This is a genomic window from Afipia sp. GW821-FHT14H12 (assembly GCF_058803465.1).
This window is the reverse complement of record NZ_JBXAOZ010000002.1, coordinates 479,047-496,157: the sequence shown is the minus strand read 5'-3', so window position 1 is coordinate 496,157 and position 17,111 is coordinate 479,047. Positions and strand designations below refer to the sequence as shown.

The window sequence follows — 17,111 nt, the reverse complement described above, 5'->3', positions numbered from 1 at the left end:
TTTGTTCCAGCTCAATTGAAATAGCCGTTTGCAAAGGTTGACTTCGCGTGGTGTAACCCCGCCGCGCCCTGAAGTTTTGCCGGGCGCTGGCCAGTCCTGTTCGGAAACCGGAATGTCACTTTGGTTTATGCTCGCGTTGATGACGGCTGTGGCGGTCTTCGCGGTGCTGTGGCCGCTCGGGCGGCAAGTCAAACGAGGGCCGGCCGCCAGCGAAACTGTCGTCTATCAGGACCAACTGGTCGAAGTGACGCGCGATGCTGATTCCGGTTTGATCGGCCCCGTGGAAGCGGAAGCCGCGCGGATCGAGATCAGCCGCCGCCTGCTGGCCGCAGCCACAAGCGAGGAGGGCGGTACGCTTGCCGTCAGCAAGAGTTGGCGCCGCGCGGTGTCGATCGTCGCGCTGGCTGGATTGCCTTTGCTTGCCGCCGGTCTTTACCTCCAGATCGGCTCGCCCTGGCTGCCGGATTTTCCATTTGCCGCGCGCCAGCAGATGAAGCCGCAGGACGCCTCGATCGAGCGTCTGATTGCACGGGTGCAAGAGATACTTGAGAAGAATCCCAAGGACGGACGCGGCTGGAGCGTGCTGGCGCCGGTGCTGCTCAAGCTCGGTCGCGTCGACGAGGCTGTTCCGGCCTTCCGCAACGCGCTTGCCTATAACGCGGAGACGGCAGGCCGCCACGCCGATCTTGGGGAAGCCCTTACGGTAGCTGCGAACGGCGTGGTGACGGCGGAGGCCAAGGCCGAATTTGACCGTGCTCTGGTGCTCGACCCGAACGAGAGCAAGGCTCGCTATTTCACCGGTGTTGCGCTGGAACAAGACGGCCAGCCGGCCAAGGCGGCCGATATCTGGCGCGGAATGCTGGAAAAGGCACCGGCCGATGCGCCGTGGCGGTCACTGGTTCAGGAGGCCTTGGCGCGGGTGTCTGGCAACCGCCCTCCGGCGCTATCCGCAGACCAGATGTCGATGGCCAAGGGAATGGATGCTGCGGGCCGCAGCGCCATGATCGAAAGCATGGTCGAGCGGCTGGCGGACCGTCTCAAAACGAACAAGGATGACGTCGAAGGATGGCTGCGGCTGGTACGGGCCTATATGGTTCTCGGCGAAAAGGACAAGGCCAACGCCGCGCGTGACGATGCAAGGCAGGCCGTGAGTGGGAATTCTGAACATTTGCGCCAGCTCAATGATGGCCTCAAGGGACTTGGAATAGACGGATAGACATGATGCCGGAAACCGTGAATGGGTCATCGGGCCGCGTCATGCGCGAAAGGCTACAATGACGCGCAAACAACGGCGGCTGACGATGATTGCGGGCGCGCTGGCGGTGCTGGCGGTGGCCGCGGCGCTGGTGCTGAACGCCATGCGTAGTTCCATCATGTTCTTCACCACACCCGGCAAGATCGCCGAACAACATATTGCACCCGGTACCAAATTCCGGCTCGGCGGTCTTGTCGAGAAGGGCTCGCTGGTGCGCGGCGATCAGTTGAAGGTCAATTTCGAAGTGACCGACGGCAGCGCCAAGGTGCCGGTGGCTTTTCAGGGCATCCTGCCGGACCTGTTCCGCGAGGGGCAGGGCGTGATCTCGGAAGGCTCGCTCGATTCGAGCGGCGTCTTCCATGCCGACACCGTGCTTGCCAAGCATGACGAGACCTACATGCCCAAGGCCGTGGCCGACGAATTAAAGAAGGAAGGCCACTGGAAGGATGATTACGGCAACGCCTCGAAGGGCAATTACGGCAAGACCTCAGCCGCCGATGCGCCGGGGGCCGTGAGATGATCGCCGAGGGCGGGCACTACGCGCTGGTGCTGGCGCTCGGGCTGGCGTTGATCCAGTCGTTTGTGCCGCTGATCGGCGCGCGGGTGAAAGATCCCGCGCTGATGAACGTGTCGCGCTCGACGGCGATTGCACAATTCGCTTTCGTGCTGCTGTCCTTCGGGGCGCTGATCTTGTTGCACGTCCTGTCGGATTTCTCCGTCGTCAACGTCTATGAGAACTCACATTCGCTGAAGCCGCTGATCTACAAGATCACCGGCGTCTGGGGAAACCATGAAGGCTCGATGCTTTTGTGGGTGTTCATCCTGTCGCTGTTCGGCGCGCTTGTCGCGATCTTCGGCGTCAATCTGCCGCTGTCGCTGCGCGCGCATGTGCTGGCGGTGCAGGCGTGGATCGCGACCGCGTTCTATCTGTTCATCCTGCTGACTTCCAATCCGTTCCTGCGCATCGCGAACCCGCCGCTTGAAGGCCGCGACCTCAACCCGATCCTGCAGGATCCGGGCCTCGCCGTGCATCCGCCGATGCTCTATCTTGGCTATGTCGGCTTTTCGATCTCGTTCTCGTTCGCCATCGCGGCGCTGATCGAGGGCCGCATTGATGCGGCGTGGGCGCGCTGGGTGCGGCCATGGACGCTAATGGCGTGGATATTCCTCACGCTCGGCATCGCGATGGGCTCGTACTGGGCCTATTACGAACTCGGCTGGGGTGGCTGGTGGTTCTGGGACCCGGTCGAGAATGCCTCGCTGATGCCTTGGCTCGCCGGCACGGCGCTCCTTCACTCGGCGGTGGTGATGGAGAAGCGCGAGGCGCTGAAGATCTGGACCGTGTTGCTGGCGATCCTCACCTTCTCGCTGTCGCTGCTTGGCACGTTCCTCGTGCGTTCGGGCGTGCTCACCTCGGTTCATGCGTTCGCGACCGATCCCCGCCGCGGCGTCTTCATCCTGATGATCCTGTGTGTGTTCATCGGCGGCAGCCTGTCGTTCTATGCGTGGCGCGCGGCCTCATTGAAGCAGGGCGGTCTGTTCGCACCGATTTCGCGCGAGGGCGCGCTGGTGCTCAACAACCTGCTGCTGACTACGGCTTGCGCCACTGTTTTCGTAGGCACGCTTTATCCGCTGGCGCTGGAAGTCGTGACCGGCGAGAAGATTTCTGTCGGCGCGCCGTTCTTCAACCTCACCTTTGCACCGCTGTTCCTGCCGCTCTTGCTGGCGGTGCCGTTCGGCCCGTTGCTCGCATGGAAGCGTGGCGATCTCGTCGGCGCCGCGCAGCGCCTGATGATGGCGGGTATCGTCGCTCTGGTGACGATTGCCATTGTCTGGGCATGGCAGCGGGGCGGCAGCGCGTTTGCGCCGCTCGCAATCGGGCTTGCGGCGTTCGTCATTCTCGGCTCTGCGGTCGATATTGCCGAGCGCGTGAAGCTGTTCCGCGCACCTTTTGAGACCTCATGGTCCCGCGCCAAGGGATTGCCGCGCTCGGCTTGGGGCACGGCGTTTGCTCATGCGGGGCTTGGCATCGCGCTGATCGGCATTGTCTGTGAATCGACGTGGAACATCGAACACATCGCCACGATGCGGCTGAACGATACCGCGCAGCTTGGCAGCTACAGCGCGACCTTCGACGGCATGACCTCGCGGCAGGGCCCGAACTATCGCGAGGACATCGCGACCTTCACCATCCGGCAGGACGGCGCCTTGGTTGGCACAATGACGCCGTCGAAGCGCAGCTTCACGACGCGCGGCATGTCCACCACGGAGGCAGCGCTGATGACGCGCGGCGTGAGCCAGCTCTACATCTCGCTCGGCGCGGCGGAGCCCAATGGTTCGATCACCGCGCGCATTTACTACAAGCCGATGGTGCTTCTGATCTGGTTCGGCCCGGTGCTGATGGCGTTCGGTGGCATGCTGTCGCTGTCGGACCGCCGCCTGCGGGTCGGCGCGCCGAAGCCCGCGCGCCCGAAGCTCAGTGGCCTTGCGCAACCGGCGGAGTAGGGCGATGCGGCGTCTCGCGGCGATTGTTGCGCTTGTGCTGATGGCGGGTCTGCCGTCGGTTCTCCATGCGGTTCAGCCCGATGAAGTCATGCACGATCCGGCCAAGGAGGCGCGGGCGCGGGCCCTGTCGCGCGAACTGCGCTGCATGGTCTGCCAGAACCAGTCGATCGACGATTCGGAAGCGCCGCTGGCGCGCGACTTGCGCTTGCTGGTGCGCGAACGGATCGCTGCTGGCGATAGCGACAGGCAGGTGCTGGATTTTCTTGTCGCGCGTTACGGCGAATTCGTCCTGTTGAAGCCGCCGCTCAAGGAACACACGCTGATCCTGTGGTTGCTCACGCCCGTCGTTCTGATCGGCGGCGGGGCGGGGTTGTGGTTGTACAACCGCAAGCGCTGGGCCTCGCGGCGCGAGGATATCATCGCACTGACGCCCGAGGAGGAGGCGCGGCTGGAAAAGCTGATCGCCGATCAAGACTCCATGGAAAAGTCCGCTTGAGCGATTAGAGTGAGCAAGACGCTTCTCGTTCGTCCCGGAGACCACATGGTTGGCGACCGTATCGCTTCATCCGAAGATCTGGCCGATGCCTATCCGAACCCGGTTTCTCCGGCTTCGTTGTTCAAGGAGATCGATCATGTGGATGAGAACTATGCAGCCCTGATCTCGGCTTCGCCGTTTGTCGTGCTCGCGACAGTCGGCCCCGAGGGGTTGGATTGCTCCCCGCGTGGGGACGCGCCCGGTTTTGTCACGGTTCGGGATTCCAAAACTCTGCTGTTGCCGGATCGCAGAGGTAACAATCGGCTCGATTCTTTCAGAAACATTTTGTCCGATAACCGCATTGGAATGCTTTTCCTGATTCCAGGCTACGGGCAGACCTTGCGTGTGAATGGGAGCGCCGAACTATCTTGCGATCCGGACCTGCGGGCGCAATTCGAGGTCGCTGGCAAGCAGCCTGCGAGTGTCATGATCATTCATGTGGAGAAGGTCTTCTTTCAGTGCTCCCGTGCGGTCGTGCGCGCTGAACTTTGGAATCCGGAGCGGCGAACTGGCAAACTCGACCTGCCGTCGGCCGGCACGATCCTGCGCGATATTACGGCACGCAACGAGGAGATCGCGACGTTTGACGGCCACGCTTACGACGCTGCGTTGCCGGGGCGGATCAAGGCGACGTTGTACTGAAGGCGATATTTCCACGATGCCTGCGGCATCAGCCCGCAGGCGGTATCCCCTTAATTACCAAAACTTAATTCCCCCGACAGAGCGCCGTAAGGGCGCATCCCCCATCTTTCACTCCGAAGACGCAGCCCGCGTCACGAATTTCGATTCACCGGAGTGACCCCCATGACCAACCCCGCCGACCTCCCGAAAATCCCGCCCCAGAAAAAACCGCGCGGTCTTCTCGCCATGCGCAAATTCGCCTTGATGGCGTCCGTCGTCGCCGGTCTCGGCGCCGCCGCTTATGGCCTCAGCACGCCGTATGCGACGGACATGTTCGTCGGCACCGCGCATGCGCAGGTCAACAAGGACGTGCGGCAGGTTCAGCAGCCGGTCGGCTTTGCCGACATTGTCGAGCGCGTGAAGCCGTCGGTGATTTCGGTGCGCGTCCGGATCGAGGAGAAGCAAACGGCGGACAACAATGACGACCTGCCGTTCCCGCCCGGCTCGCCGATGGAGCGGTTCTTCCGCCGTTTCGGTGGCCCTGATGGCTTCCCGGGTGGCCCCGGCGGCCGCCGTGGTCGTGGCAATCTCGTGACCGGGCAGGGCTCGGGCTTCTTCATTTCGGCTGACGGTTATGCCGTCACCAACAACCATGTTGTCGATGGCGCCGACAAGGTCGAAGTTACGACCGATGACGGCAAGACCTACAAGGCCAAGGTGATCGGCACCGACAAGCGCACCGACCTCGCGCTGATCAAGGTCGAGGGCGGCAGCAACTTCCCGTTCGCGAAACTGTCCGATGGCGAGCCGCGCATCGGTGACTGGGTGCTGGCGGTCGGCAATCCATTCGGCCTCGGCGGCACCGTGACCGCGGGCATCGTGTCCGCGCGCGGCCGTGACATCGGCAACGGCCCGTATGACGACTTCATCCAGATCGACGCGCCCGTGAACAAGGGCAATTCGGGCGGGCCGGCCTTCAACACTGAAGGCGAAGTGATCGGCGTCAACACCGCGATCTATTCGCCGTCCGGCGGCAGCGTCGGCATCGCGTTCTCGATCCCGTCTGCGACGGTGAAGAACGTGGTTGCCCAGCTCAAGGATAAGGGCAGCGTCAGCCGCGGCTGGATCGGCGTGCAAATCCAGCCCGTCACGCCGGAGATCGCCGACAGTCTCGGACTAAAGAAGGCCGAGGGTGCGCTGGTGGCGGAGCCGCAGACCAATGGTCCCGCCGCCAAGGCAGGCATTGAATCGGGTGACGTCATCAACAAGGTGAACGACCAGCCGGTGAAGGATGCCCGCGAACTCGCTCGCACCATCGGTGGCATGGCGCCCGGCGCGTCGATCAAGCTCGGCGTGCTCCACAAGGGCTCTGAAAAGACGCTGACGTTGACGCTCGGCGAACTGCCGAACGCCAAGTCGATCAAGACCGGCTTCAACGATAACGACAACGGTCTCGGCCGGAACGGCAACGGTTCGGATGTGCCCAACCTCGGCCTCACCGTGGCCCCGGCGAGGTCCGTCGCGGGCGCTGGCAAGGAAGGAGTGGTGGTCACCAACGTCAATCCGGACGGCGCGTCCGCCGAACGCGGCTTGAAGGAGGGCGATGTGATTCTCGAGGTTGCCGGCAAGTCGGTCGCCACGGCGGACGATATCCGCAACGAATTGAATACTGCCCGCGCCGACAAGAAGAACAGTGTCCTGATCCGTGTTCGGAGCGGCGATTCATCACGTTTCGTCGCATTGCCGGTCGGCAAGGGCTAACTACATGTGAAGTTCCTTTCGATGGAATACGCCCCCCTCCGTCGGAAGGGTAATGGGTGGGCGGTGAGGTTTCCCCAGCTTCGCCGCCCATCTTCTTTTCAGTTCCCAATGCCTTGAAAGAAAACGGTCGTCGCGCCATGGTGATAGCCAATAATCCCGAACCGACTCCATCGCAGATGCGCCTGCTTATTATTGAAGACGATCGCGAATCTGCGGAATATCTTGCGAAAGCCTTTCGCGAGGTCGGCCATGTTGCGGAATTGGCCGGCGACGGGGAGGAAGGGTTGTCCCTGGCCCAGTCCGGCGATTACGACGTGCTGGTGGTCGACCGCATGTTACCCAAGCGGGACGGCCTGTCCGTGATCGGCACGCTGCGTGAGAAGGGCGACACCACGCCCGCGCTGATTCTGTCCGCGCTCGGCCAGGTCGATGACCGCATCAAGGGCCTGCGCGCCGGTGGCGACGATTACCTGCCGAAGCCTTATTCGTTCGCCGAACTGCTGGCGCGGGTCGAGGTGCTGTCGCGCCGCCGCGGCGGCCCTTCGGAGGAAACCAGCTATCGCGTCGGCGACCTCGAACTCGACCGGCTGTCGCATCAGGTCAGGCGCGGCGCGACCGAGATCACGCTTCAGCCGCGCGAATTCCGCCTGCTCGAATATCTGATGAAGCATGCAGGGCAGGTGGTGACGCGCACCATGCTGCTGGAGAACGTGTGGGACTATCACTTCGATCCGCAGACCAACGTCATCGACGTGCATATCTCGCGGCTGCGTTCGAAGATCGACAAGGGGCAGGAGCGTCCGCTGCTGCACACCATTCGCGGCGCCGGATACATGATACGTGACGGCCTTCGGTAAACTGATACGCACCACGGCGTTTCGCCTGACGCTGGTGTATCTTTTTCTGTTCGCGCTGTTCGCGGCTTCGCTGCTCGGTTACTTCGCCTGGAACACGCGGCGGATGATTACCGAGCAGATCACCGAGACCGTCAACGGCGAACTGAGCGAACTCGATCAGCAATATTCCCGCGAGGGTATTCGTGGGTTGGTGTTTGCGATCGAGAACCGGGCGATGCGGCCCGGGGCCAATCTCTATCTGCTGACGACGCCGCAAGGGCAGGCGGTCGCGGGCAATATCGGCTCGCTTCAGCCCGGCGTGATGAGCCGTACCGGCTGGGCGAACACCGTCTATCACCGCCTCGACGAAAACGATTCCAAAAATCATTTTGCTCTGGTGCGTGTCACACAACTGTCCGGCGGATTTCGCCTTTTGATTGGGCGTGATCTGGAGGAGCGGCAGCGGCTGTTCGGCATCGTTGCCAAGGCGGCGCAATGGTCGGTGGCGATCGTGCTGCTGCTCGGGCTTTGCGGCGGCATCTTCGTTGCGCGCAGGGTGCTCCACCGCATCGATGCGATGACGGGGACGACGCAGCGAATCATGGGCGGCGACCTGAGCGAGCGGCTACCAGTCGGGCGCAGCGGCGACGAACTCGATCGTCTTGCGGAAAATCTCAATGCGATGCTGGAGCGGATCGAGGCGCTGATGGCGGGGCTCAAGGAAGTCTCCGACAACATCGCCCACGATCTCAAAACGCCGCTGACGCGGCTGCGCAACCGCGCCGAGGAGGCGCTGGCCGACGCCGGCAACGAGGCGGAATACCGCGCCGCGCTGGAGCGCACCATCGAGGAATCCGACGGGCTGATCCGCACCTTCAATGCGTTGTTGATGATCGCGCGGGCGGAATCGGGGCAGGCGCGTGACAACATGGTCGATTTCGATACCGCCACTGTCGCCCGCGATATCCAGGAATTGTACGAGCCGCTGGCAGAAGACAGCGGCCTCGCGCTTGAGGTTCAAACCGAGCCCGCGTTCATTCATGGCAACCGCGAACTCGTCAGCCAGGCGCTCGCCAATCTCGTCGAGAACGCCATCAAATACGGCAAGCCGGCCGAACTTTCGCCAGATGTGAAGCCGTCGGTGCTGATCGAGGCGCGCCGCGACGCCGAAGGCGTCAAGCTCAGTGTCACCGATCACGGCGCCGGTATTCCCGAGGCGGACCGCCAGCGGGCGATGGAGCGGTTCGTTCGTCTCGAAGCCAGCCGGACCCTGCCGGGTTCAGGATTGGGCTTAAGTCTAGCTTCGGCGGTCGCCGTGCTGCATGGAGGTGGGCTGCGGCTGGATGATGCGAAGCCTGGCGTGCGCGCGACCCTTGCCATGCCGGGGCGAGACGTGGAACAAGCGGGGGTATGACGTCAGCGAGTTCAGGCGCCGCGGATTCCCGACCGCTGGCCGCCCGTTTTGTAACAAATCCAAGACCCTTTGCGCCCGATGAGGCGCAGCAACGCGTCGCGGGCTGGCTCGCGGACCTGCCGGCAGAGGATGCCGGGGTATGGCGGGCTGTCATCGACGGGCATTCCCATGCCAATGCGATTCTTCACGGTATCGTTGAATTCTCCCCCTATCTGTTCGACCTGATCCGGCTTGATCCCGCGCGCGGCCTGCGGGTGTTCACCTGTCGGCCGGAAGACCATATGACGGCGCTGATCGCGCAGGCCCGGAACGAAGCGGCAGCTGCCGCCGACGAAGCGTCGGTGATGCAGGTCCTGCGGCGGCTGAAGGCCGAGGCGGCGCTGTTGATCGCGCTGTGCGATATCGGCGGCGTCTGGCCGGTCGGGCAGGTAACATCGGCACTGACCGATGTTGCCGTCACGTCCGTGCAGTGCGCGGTGCGTTTCCTGCTGTCGCAGGAAGTGGAGCGTGGGCGCCTACTCGCCAAAGATCCCCAGGACCCGGAGGAGGGCAGCGGCCTGATCGTCCTCGCGATGGGCAAGATGGGCGCGGGCGAACTGAACTTCTCCAGCGATATCGACCTGATCGTGTTCTACGACCCTGATAAGGGCCAGTTGTCGGAGAGCGTCGAAGCTTCGCCGTTCTTCGCGCGTCTGGCGCAGGGCATCGCGCGCCTGCTGCAACAGCGCACCGGCGACGGTTACGTCTTCCGCGTCGATCTGCGGCTGCGTCCCGATCCCGCCTCGACTCCCGCCGCGGTGTCGGTGGAGGCCGCACTTCACTACTACGAGCGCGAGGGTCGCACCTGGGAACGCGCGGCGATGATCAAGGCGCGGCCATGCGCGGGCGATCTTGCGTCCGGCGATGCGCTGCTCTCGGAAATTTCTCCGTTCGTCTGGCGCAAGCATCTCGACTTCGCCGCACTGACCGATGTCCACGACATGAAGCGGCAGATGCAGAGCTTCCGTGGCCAGAGCGAGATTTCGGTCGAGGGCCATAACGTCAAGGTCGGTCGCGGCGGCATTCGCGAGATCGAGTTCTTCGCGCAGACCCAGCAATTGATCGCGGGGGGGCGCCATCCCGAATTGCGGGTGAGGCCGACGTTGGTGGCACTCGACATTCTCGCCGCCAACAACTGGATCGCGCAGGGCGTGCGCGAGGAACTGGCGAGCGCCTATGAATTCCTGCGCCGCGTCGAGCATCGCATCCAGATGGTCGCCGACGAGCAGACCCACACATTGCCCGCCGATAGGGAGGGCATCGAGCGCTTTGCGCGGTTTTTCGGCTATGCCGACCGTGCGTCTTTCGCCGCCGACCTGCTGCGCCACCTCAATTGCGTGCAGGGCCACTATGAGCGTCTGTTCGAAGGAGACCCGACCGAACCGGAGAAGGCGCCCGATGTCGATTACGGCGCGGGGCCGGACGACGCGCGGTTGCTTGATCAGTTGCGCCGCCTCGGCTTCAAGACGCCGCGCACGGTGGCGGAAACCGTGCAGCACTGGATGGCGGGCGAGTATCGAGCGCTGAAGGTGGAGAGCACGCGCGAGGCATTCCGCGAATTCGTGCCGAACCTGTTGCGCGGCCTCTCGCGTGCCGAGCATCCGGATGCCGCCGTCAACGAATTCGACCGCTTCCTGCAGGCGCTGACCCGTGGCGGCCGGCTGATCTCGCTGCTCGCGCAGAACAAGGACGTGGTCGCGCTGGTGGCGCTGATCCTTGGCGCGGCACCTCGCCTCGGCGACATGCTGGCGCGTCATCCGCAGATCATGGACGGATTGATCGATCCGCGCTTCTTCGGTGCGATGCCGGATCGCGACGAACTGTCGGCGCGCCTCACCGCGACACTGGCGGATGCGGATTCCTACGAGGAGTTTCTCGATCGCCTCAGGATGTTCGGGCAGGAGAGCCTGTTCCTGACCGGCACGCGTATCCTGTCCGGCACGGTGTCGGCGCAGCAGGCGAGCACGGCGTTCGGCGATGTCGCGGAAGGCATCGTGCATACCGTGCACGATCTCACCGCGCGCCAGTTCGCCGAACAGCACGGTCTTATCAAGGGCCAGCAGACAGCGATCCTCGCGATGGGCAAGCTCGGTGGCCGGGAGATGACCGCGTCATCGGACCTCGATTTGATCCTGATCTACGATTTCGACCACGATCATCCGGATTCAGATGGGTCACGCTCGCTCCACGGCGCGCAGTATTTCGCCCGCTACACCCAGCGCCTCATCAGCGCGTTCACGACGCGCACCAATTACGGCGTGCTCTATGACATCGATATGCGGCTGCGCCCTTCGGGGCGTGCCGGGCCGGTCGCGACGCGGCTCGATGCCTTCGCCGATTATCAGGACAACGAGGCATGGACCTGGGAGCACATGGCGCTGACCCGCGCCCGCGTGATCTCGGGGCCGCCGGATTTCCAGAAACAGATCGAGGAATTGATCGCGCGCGTGCTGATGCGCCCGCGCGACATCGACATCATCGCTAACGACGTGCTGGAAATGCGCAAGGCGGTGGCCGACGAAAAGGGCGAGAACGATATCTGGGACCTGAAATATGCCGCGGGCGGCATCGTCGATATCGAATTCCTGGCGCAGTACCTGCAGCTCATTCATGCCGCCGAAAAGCCCGGCATTCTCAACGTCAATACCATGCAGGTCTACGACAACGCGGTGAAGCTCGGCGTGCTGGCCTGGTCGGACGCTGAAATCCTGCGGCCTGCCGCGCGGCTCTATCAGAATCTGACGCAGGTGCTGCGGTTGTGTGTGTCAGAGAAATTCAAACCAGATACGGCTGGGGAAGATCTTTTGCGCGTGATGACTCGGGCTGCCGACGCGCCCGACTTTTCCGCTGTCGAGGCTCGCCTTCGGGAGACGCAAGCCGAGGTGCGCGAGATTTTCCTGAAGCTGATGCAGGCGCGGCCTTGATCGTTTCGGTTACGGCGCACGGCAGGTTGATCCTGACCACGGTGCCGATATGAAGCTGCGAGCGTAATTTCATCGAACCGCTATGCAACTGAACCAGGGACTTGGCGATGGCGAGGCCTAGACCGGAGCCGTGATAGCTCTTGGTCAACTGGCTTTCGACCTGTTCGAAGGGGCAGCCGAGGCGGGCGAGGGCTTCCTTCGGGATACCGATGCCGGTGTCGGCAATCGTCACCATCACCCTGTCCCCGATGATGCGGCTGCGCACCACGATGCGGCCGCCATCGGGAGTGAACTTCACCGCGTTTGACAGAAGATTGACGAGAATCTGCTTCATAGCCCGGCGGTCGGCTACGATCGGAATGGCGCCGTCAATCCGGCTGTCGAGCGTCAGCCGCTTGCCATCCGCCCAGCTTGAGGCGACGCGCGTGGATTCGGAAACGGTTTCGGCGAGGTCGAGCTTCTCGGGGTCGAGCTTCATACGCCCGGCTTCGATCTTCGACATATCGAGGACATCGTTGATGACGTCCAGCAGGTAATTGCCGCTCGTCAGGATGTCCTGGCAGTATTCCTGATAGCGCCCGGAGCCGAGCGGGCCGAACATGCCGCGACCCATGACTTCGGAGAAGCCGATGATGGCGTTGAGCGGCGTGCGCAGCTCGTGACTCATATTGGCGAGGAATTTCGACTTGGTCTGGTTGGCTTCCTCGGCGCGGCGTTTCTCCTCGGCATATTTCTGCGCGAGGTCGGCCAACTCCCTGGCCTGTTGTTCGAGCGCCGCTTGCGAACGCTTGAGATCGACGACATAGGCCGTCAGCCGCAGATCGTTGTCAACCAGTCGCTGTTCGTGACGCTTGATCTGGGTAATGTCGGTCCCGACCGACACAAAGCCGCCGTCCTTGGTGCGGCGTTCGCTGATGTTCAGCCAGCTTCCGTCATTAAGCTGCGCTTCGAAGGTCCGCGAGCCCGGTGCGGAAATTTCGGTGTCGGCAACACGGGCGCGAATTTCCGGCATGTGTCCGACTTCGATCACCGTCTCATAAGGCGTGCCTGCGGTGACAGCCGAATCCGGCAGCTTGTGCAGACGCTGGAAGTGCGAGTTGCAGAGCACTAGCCGGTTTTCCGAATCCCACAGGACGAATGCTTCCGGGATCGTCTCGATGGCGTCCCGCAGGCGCAGATCCGCTTCGACCGAGCGCGCCGCGAGGCTTTTCTGTTCGGTGATGTCGAGCGCGATGCCGATCAGATGGCAGCCGCCGTTGCTGCCGGCTTCGGTCAGTTCGCAACGCACACACAGCCAGATCCAGTGGCCGTCGGCGTGACGCATCCGGAAGGTCTGGTCGATATGGCTGATTTGCCCCGACAGCAATTGGTCGGCAATCGCCATCAGGTCGATGTCTTCGGAGTGCACCAGCGCGTTGACCTCGCCGAACGCGAGGAGGTCGTTGCGGCTCTCCAGCCCCAGCATGGTGAACATCGATTGCGACCAGAAGATCCGCCCCCGTGAAAGGTCCCAGTCCCACAATCCGCAGCGGCCGCGATTGAGCGCGGTGTCGATGCGGCCGCGAACGGCGTCGTTGATGAGGTCGCTTTCGCGCGCGCGGGTCGACTGCCAGTGGAAGGCGAAGCCCAGGATCAGCACCACGAAACCGGTGGTGGCCGACAGCGTGATCTGCAGCGCCGTGTCGGAACGCCACGAGGCTGCGTTCTGCGCCTGCATGACGATGACGCTGCCGGATGCTGCGTCCAGCGTACGCTGGGCGGCCAGCGCCATGCGTCCGTCGGGCAATGGCAATTCGATCACGGCCTCGCCAGTGTCGTTGAGTGCCTGAACTTGCGCGGGCGTGACAGCATCGAAGGCTGCGTCGTTGCTGCCATCGAGCGCAAGCTGCACGCCCTCTTGCCGGTCGAGACCGGTAATAAGGATGTGCCGGCCGGAGGCGCTGGCCCATGGCGGCACCAGGGCGGGCAGGGTGGATTGGAGTTTGGTCGCCGACAGCGCGCGATCGGGCCGCCGTGCCGCCAGATGATCGATGCGTTCCTTCATCAAATCGGCGAGAGAAGCGATCTCGCGCGTCGTTGCGGCATGCTTCTGGCGGTTTTGGTCGAGCACCTGCACGAAGGCGCCGATCAGGATCGTTACGAGGAAGGCAATGATGAGGATGGGAACGGCGCGGCGAAGAAGCGGTTCGGCGATGAGAAGGCGGTTATAAGCTGGTTGAGCTATCGACTGTGCCAATCCCTTGATCGAATCGGATTGGACACACGAACTCGTCGCGTGAACGCGCGCCATTAACAGCCCCCGGATTTGCCGTTTTCCCCCTCCGAAAGCTGACGCGCAACTTGCTCTCGAATCGCAAGTTGATTTGAATCCAGTTTTCCCACGCTGTCGAGAGTCAACGAATCCTTAATCGAAAATAATTTTATCCAACGCTTCTTTTGGTGTCGCGAACGCCGGTTTTTGAGTCCGAACCGAGAACGATCGGTGTCATGCGCTGCCGATAATGCGATTCATTGGGCGTGTCGCGCGCGATCGCCGGCGACAATTTTGCGGCGAGGCGAGTGAGGGGCCATCGCGCGATTTCGGCTGTGGCGGTGCTGCGGTTTGCCTGTTTTGCATGCGTCCGGCCCGCCCTTACCGCAGGCCAGCCCTTGCAGCCTCGCGCGTTGCGGACATGCTGCGAGTTTGATATTCCGGTGGTCGAAAAGTCGTTCGGTGCGAAGTTGGCCTGAAGGCCCTTTATTCTTGAATCGAGGGGCGAACCTACGCAGCATCGGCCGAAGCCACCGGCTGGAGATGCACGCGTGAATCTGCACGAGTTTCAGGCAAAACAAATCCTGGCGGGCTATGGCCTGCCTTCTCCGGGCGGCAAGGTCGCCATCACCCCGGATCAGGCCGTCGCGATTTATAATGAGCTCGGCGGCGGTGCCGTCGCCGTGAAGGCTCAGGTCCACGCCGGTGGCCGCGCTCAGGCTGGCGGCGTCAAAATCGTCCATTCGGAGAAAGAGGCGAAGTCGGTCGCGGCTTCGCTCCTCGGCAAGAAGCTTGTGACCGCCCAGACCGGCCCGGCCGGGCGCGTGGTCCGGCGTATCTATATCGAGAAGGCTGTCGAGCCGGTGCGCGAACTGCATGTCGCGCTGCTGATCGACGGCTCCTCCGGTCATCTCACATTGTTCGGTAGCGCCCATGGCGGCGGCGACATCGAGGAGCGGGCTGCGCGCGGAGAGTTGCGGCTCGAACGCCTTGGCCTTGGCGACGGCTCCAAGCGCCTCGCCGATGAAGTGGCTGCCTTCGCGAGCAAGATACGTATCGACGGCGCATCCGTTCCGGCATTCGAGGCCATCGTCGATGGTCTGCGCCGCGCCTTTGTCGAGCTCGACGCCAGCCTGATCGAGATCAATCCGCTGGCGATGCTGCGCGATGGCAGCTTCCAGGCGCTCGACGTCAAGATGGTGCTGGAAGACAACGCGCTGTTCCGGCATCCCGACCTCACCGCCTTGCGCGACGAGGACGACATCGACCAGCGCGAGGTCGAGGCGCAGCGCCATCAGCTCAATTTCGTCAGCATGGACGGCAATATCGGCATCGTCGCCAACGGCGCAGGCCTGGGCCTTGCGAGTGTCGATCTGGTTTATGCGGCGAAGGGCAAGCCTGCGAACTTCATGGACATCCGCACTACCGCGACGAGCCTCGACGTGGCCTATGGCTTCGGTCTGCTGCTCGACAACCCCGCGACGCGCGCGATCTTCCTCAATGTCCATGGCGGCGGCATGCAGCCCTGTGACACCATCGCGGAAGGGCTTGGCATCGCCATGCGCCGCACCGGCCGCTCGTTGCCGGTGGTGGCGCGGCTTGCAGGCAACAACGCGGAATTCGCGCGCTCGCGCTTCGTCAATTTCGGTTGTCCGGTCATCGATTGCCCGGACATGTGGACCGCTGCGACCAAGGTGGTCGCCATTGCACAGAAGGGAGGATGAGGTGGCCATCCTCGTCGACAAGGATACCAAGGTTCTGTGCCAGGGCATGACCGGCTGGGCGGGTACGCATCATACCGCGCGCATGATGGAGTATGGTACCACGGTGGTCGCGGGCGTGACGCCGGGCAAGGGCGGCCGTTCGCATCTCAACTTGCCGGTATACGACACCGTCGCCAAGGCCAAGGCCGAGACAGAGGCCAATGCCAGCATGATCTTCGTGCCGCCGGCCAATGCAGCAGCCGCGATGATCGAGGCCATCGAGGCTGAGATACCGCTGATCGTGGCGGTCACCGAGCGCGTCCCCGCGCTCGACATGGTGCGCGTGCGTCAGGCGCTCAACGGCTCGAAGACCCGGCTGATCGGGCCCAATTCGCAGGGCATTCTCGCGCCGGAGATCTGCATGATCGGCGTGATGGCGACTGGCAGCGAACGGCCCGGCAATGTCGGCATCGTCTCGCGCTCGGCCTCGCTGACAAGCGAAGTGGTGGCGCAGATTTCAAGCGAAGGCCTCGGGCAATCAACGACGGTGGGCGTCGGCGGCGATCCGATCCACGGCATGAGCATGCTTCAATGCGTCGAGCTGTTTCTGGAAGATCCTGAAACCAAGGGCATCGTGCTGATCGGCGAGATCGGTGGTACCGAGGAGCAAGAAGTCGCCGAATATCTGCAAGGCCGCAAGGTGGCGAAGCCGGTGGTCGCGCTGATCGCCGGGCAGTACGCGCCGCCCGAGCGTCGTATGGGGCATTCCGGCACACTGACGATGTATGGGCGCGGCGATGCCAACAGCAAGATCGCGGCGCTGGAGCGGGCAGGGGTGCAGGTTGCGCCGAGTTCGCATCTCGTCGGCGCGACGATCCGTCAAGCGCTGCGACAGGTGAACTGAGCGCAGCGCTCAGTAGCTGCGGCCGTCGACCTGCTGGACGGGCAGGGCGTCGATATCGACGCCATCGAGACAACGCACGTTGATCGCCGCCACCTTCCGGCCATCCGGTGCCGTTCCGCGCGCGAACGACTGGATGCCGCATGTCGTGCAGAACAAATGATGGATGGCGTGCTTGTTGAAGGTGTATTCCGTGGTCGCATCCTCGCCCTTCAGGAGAGTGAAGGACTCGGCGGGCGCAAAGGCCAGCAGCGATCCGAGCCGTCCGCAGCGCGAGCAATTGCAGGCCATCACGCCGGCAAGATCGAGCTCCACTTCATATCGCACGTTGCCGCACTGGCAGCCGCCGCTGTAGGTCTTGGGCAT

The 17,111-nt window shown here is 63.1% G+C and carries 12 protein-coding genes and 1 pseudogene; 11 read left to right on the top strand and 2 right to left on the bottom strand.

Annotation, left to right across the window (positions count from 1 at the left end):
- Positions 1-112 precede the first annotated feature (112 nt).
- The 9 genes from ccmI (at position 113) to AC1RNA_RS13825 (ending at position 11,890) form a co-directional block, all read left to right on the top strand.
- The gene (gene ccmI / locus AC1RNA_RS13865; RefSeq protein ID WP_492951474.1) at positions 113-1,216 is read left to right on the top strand and encodes a c-type cytochrome biogenesis protein CcmI; all 1,104 of its coding nucleotides are present in this window, start codon (positions 113-115) and stop codon (positions 1,214-1,216) included.
- 58 nt (positions 1,217-1,274) lie between these two features.
- Positions 1,275-1,775 carry a cytochrome c maturation protein CcmE gene (gene ccmE / locus AC1RNA_RS13860; protein ID WP_492951473.1) on the top strand — a complete coding sequence of 167 codons (501 nt, stop codon included), beginning with the start codon at positions 1,275-1,277 and terminating at the stop codon, positions 1,773-1,775.
- Positions 1,772-3,760: a heme lyase CcmF/NrfE family subunit gene (locus AC1RNA_RS13855; RefSeq protein WP_492951472.1), complete on the top strand. Its 1,989-nt coding sequence runs from the start codon at positions 1,772-1,774 to the stop codon at positions 3,758-3,760. Before ccmE ends, AC1RNA_RS13855 begins: the two co-directional genes overlap by 4 nt.
- Before the next feature lie 4 nt (positions 3,761-3,764).
- Complete coding sequence (locus AC1RNA_RS13850) at positions 3,765-4,256, top strand: cytochrome c-type biogenesis protein (protein WP_492951471.1); 492 nt, start codon at positions 3,765-3,767, stop codon at positions 4,254-4,256.
- A 45-nt stretch (positions 4,257-4,301) separates the two neighbouring features.
- Positions 4,302-4,937 (top strand): pyridoxamine 5'-phosphate oxidase family protein, encoded by a 636-nt coding sequence (locus AC1RNA_RS13845; RefSeq protein WP_492951470.1) that lies wholly within the window; start codon positions 4,302-4,304, stop codon positions 4,935-4,937.
- Between the two features lie 162 nt (positions 4,938-5,099).
- A complete protein-coding gene (locus AC1RNA_RS13840; protein ID WP_492951469.1) occupies positions 5,100-6,677 on the top strand; it encodes a Do family serine endopeptidase in 1,578 nt (525 codons plus the stop codon).
- A 137-nt stretch (positions 6,678-6,814) separates the two neighbouring features.
- Positions 6,815-7,534, top strand: coding sequence for a response regulator transcription factor (locus tag AC1RNA_RS13835; protein WP_492951468.1), 720 nt, complete (start codon positions 6,815-6,817; stop codon positions 7,532-7,534).
- Positions 7,518-8,927 carry a sensor histidine kinase gene (locus AC1RNA_RS13830; RefSeq protein ID WP_492951467.1) on the top strand — a complete coding sequence of 470 codons (1,410 nt, stop codon included), beginning with the start codon at positions 7,518-7,520 and terminating at the stop codon, positions 8,925-8,927. The genes AC1RNA_RS13835 and AC1RNA_RS13830 overlap by 17 nt, the downstream gene beginning before the upstream one ends.
- Positions 8,924-11,890, top strand: a complete 2,967-nt coding sequence (locus AC1RNA_RS13825; RefSeq protein WP_492951466.1) for a bifunctional [glutamine synthetase] adenylyltransferase/[glutamine synthetase]-adenylyl-L-tyrosine phosphorylase — start codon at positions 8,924-8,926, stop codon at positions 11,888-11,890. The genes AC1RNA_RS13830 and AC1RNA_RS13825 overlap by 4 nt, the downstream gene beginning before the upstream one ends.
- Positions 11,891-11,918: 28 nt before the next feature.
- Here AC1RNA_RS13825 and AC1RNA_RS13820 read toward each other — a convergent pair.
- Positions 11,919-13,607 (bottom strand): annotated as a pseudogene (locus AC1RNA_RS13820) (PAS domain-containing sensor histidine kinase); the annotation flags it as partial.
- 1,085 nt (positions 13,608-14,692) lie between these two features.
- Between AC1RNA_RS13820 and sucC the strand changes: the two are divergent.
- Both sucC and sucD read left to right on the top strand, forming a co-directional pair.
- Entirely contained in the window at positions 14,693-15,865 is a 1,173-nt protein-coding gene (gene sucC / locus AC1RNA_RS13815) for an ADP-forming succinate--CoA ligase subunit beta (protein WP_009339075.1), read from the top strand.
- Position 15,866: 1 nt separating this feature from the next.
- The gene (gene sucD, locus AC1RNA_RS13810; RefSeq protein ID WP_009339078.1) at positions 15,867-16,748 is read left to right on the top strand and encodes a succinate--CoA ligase subunit alpha; all 882 of its coding nucleotides are present in this window, start codon (positions 15,867-15,869) and stop codon (positions 16,746-16,748) included.
- A 9-nt stretch (positions 16,749-16,757) separates the two neighbouring features.
- Here sucD and AC1RNA_RS13805 read toward each other — a convergent pair whose 3' ends face one another.
- Positions 16,758-17,111 carry a GFA family protein gene (locus tag AC1RNA_RS13805; protein ID WP_492951465.1) on the bottom strand — a complete coding sequence of 118 codons (354 nt, stop codon included), beginning with the start codon at positions 17,109-17,111 and terminating at the stop codon, positions 16,758-16,760.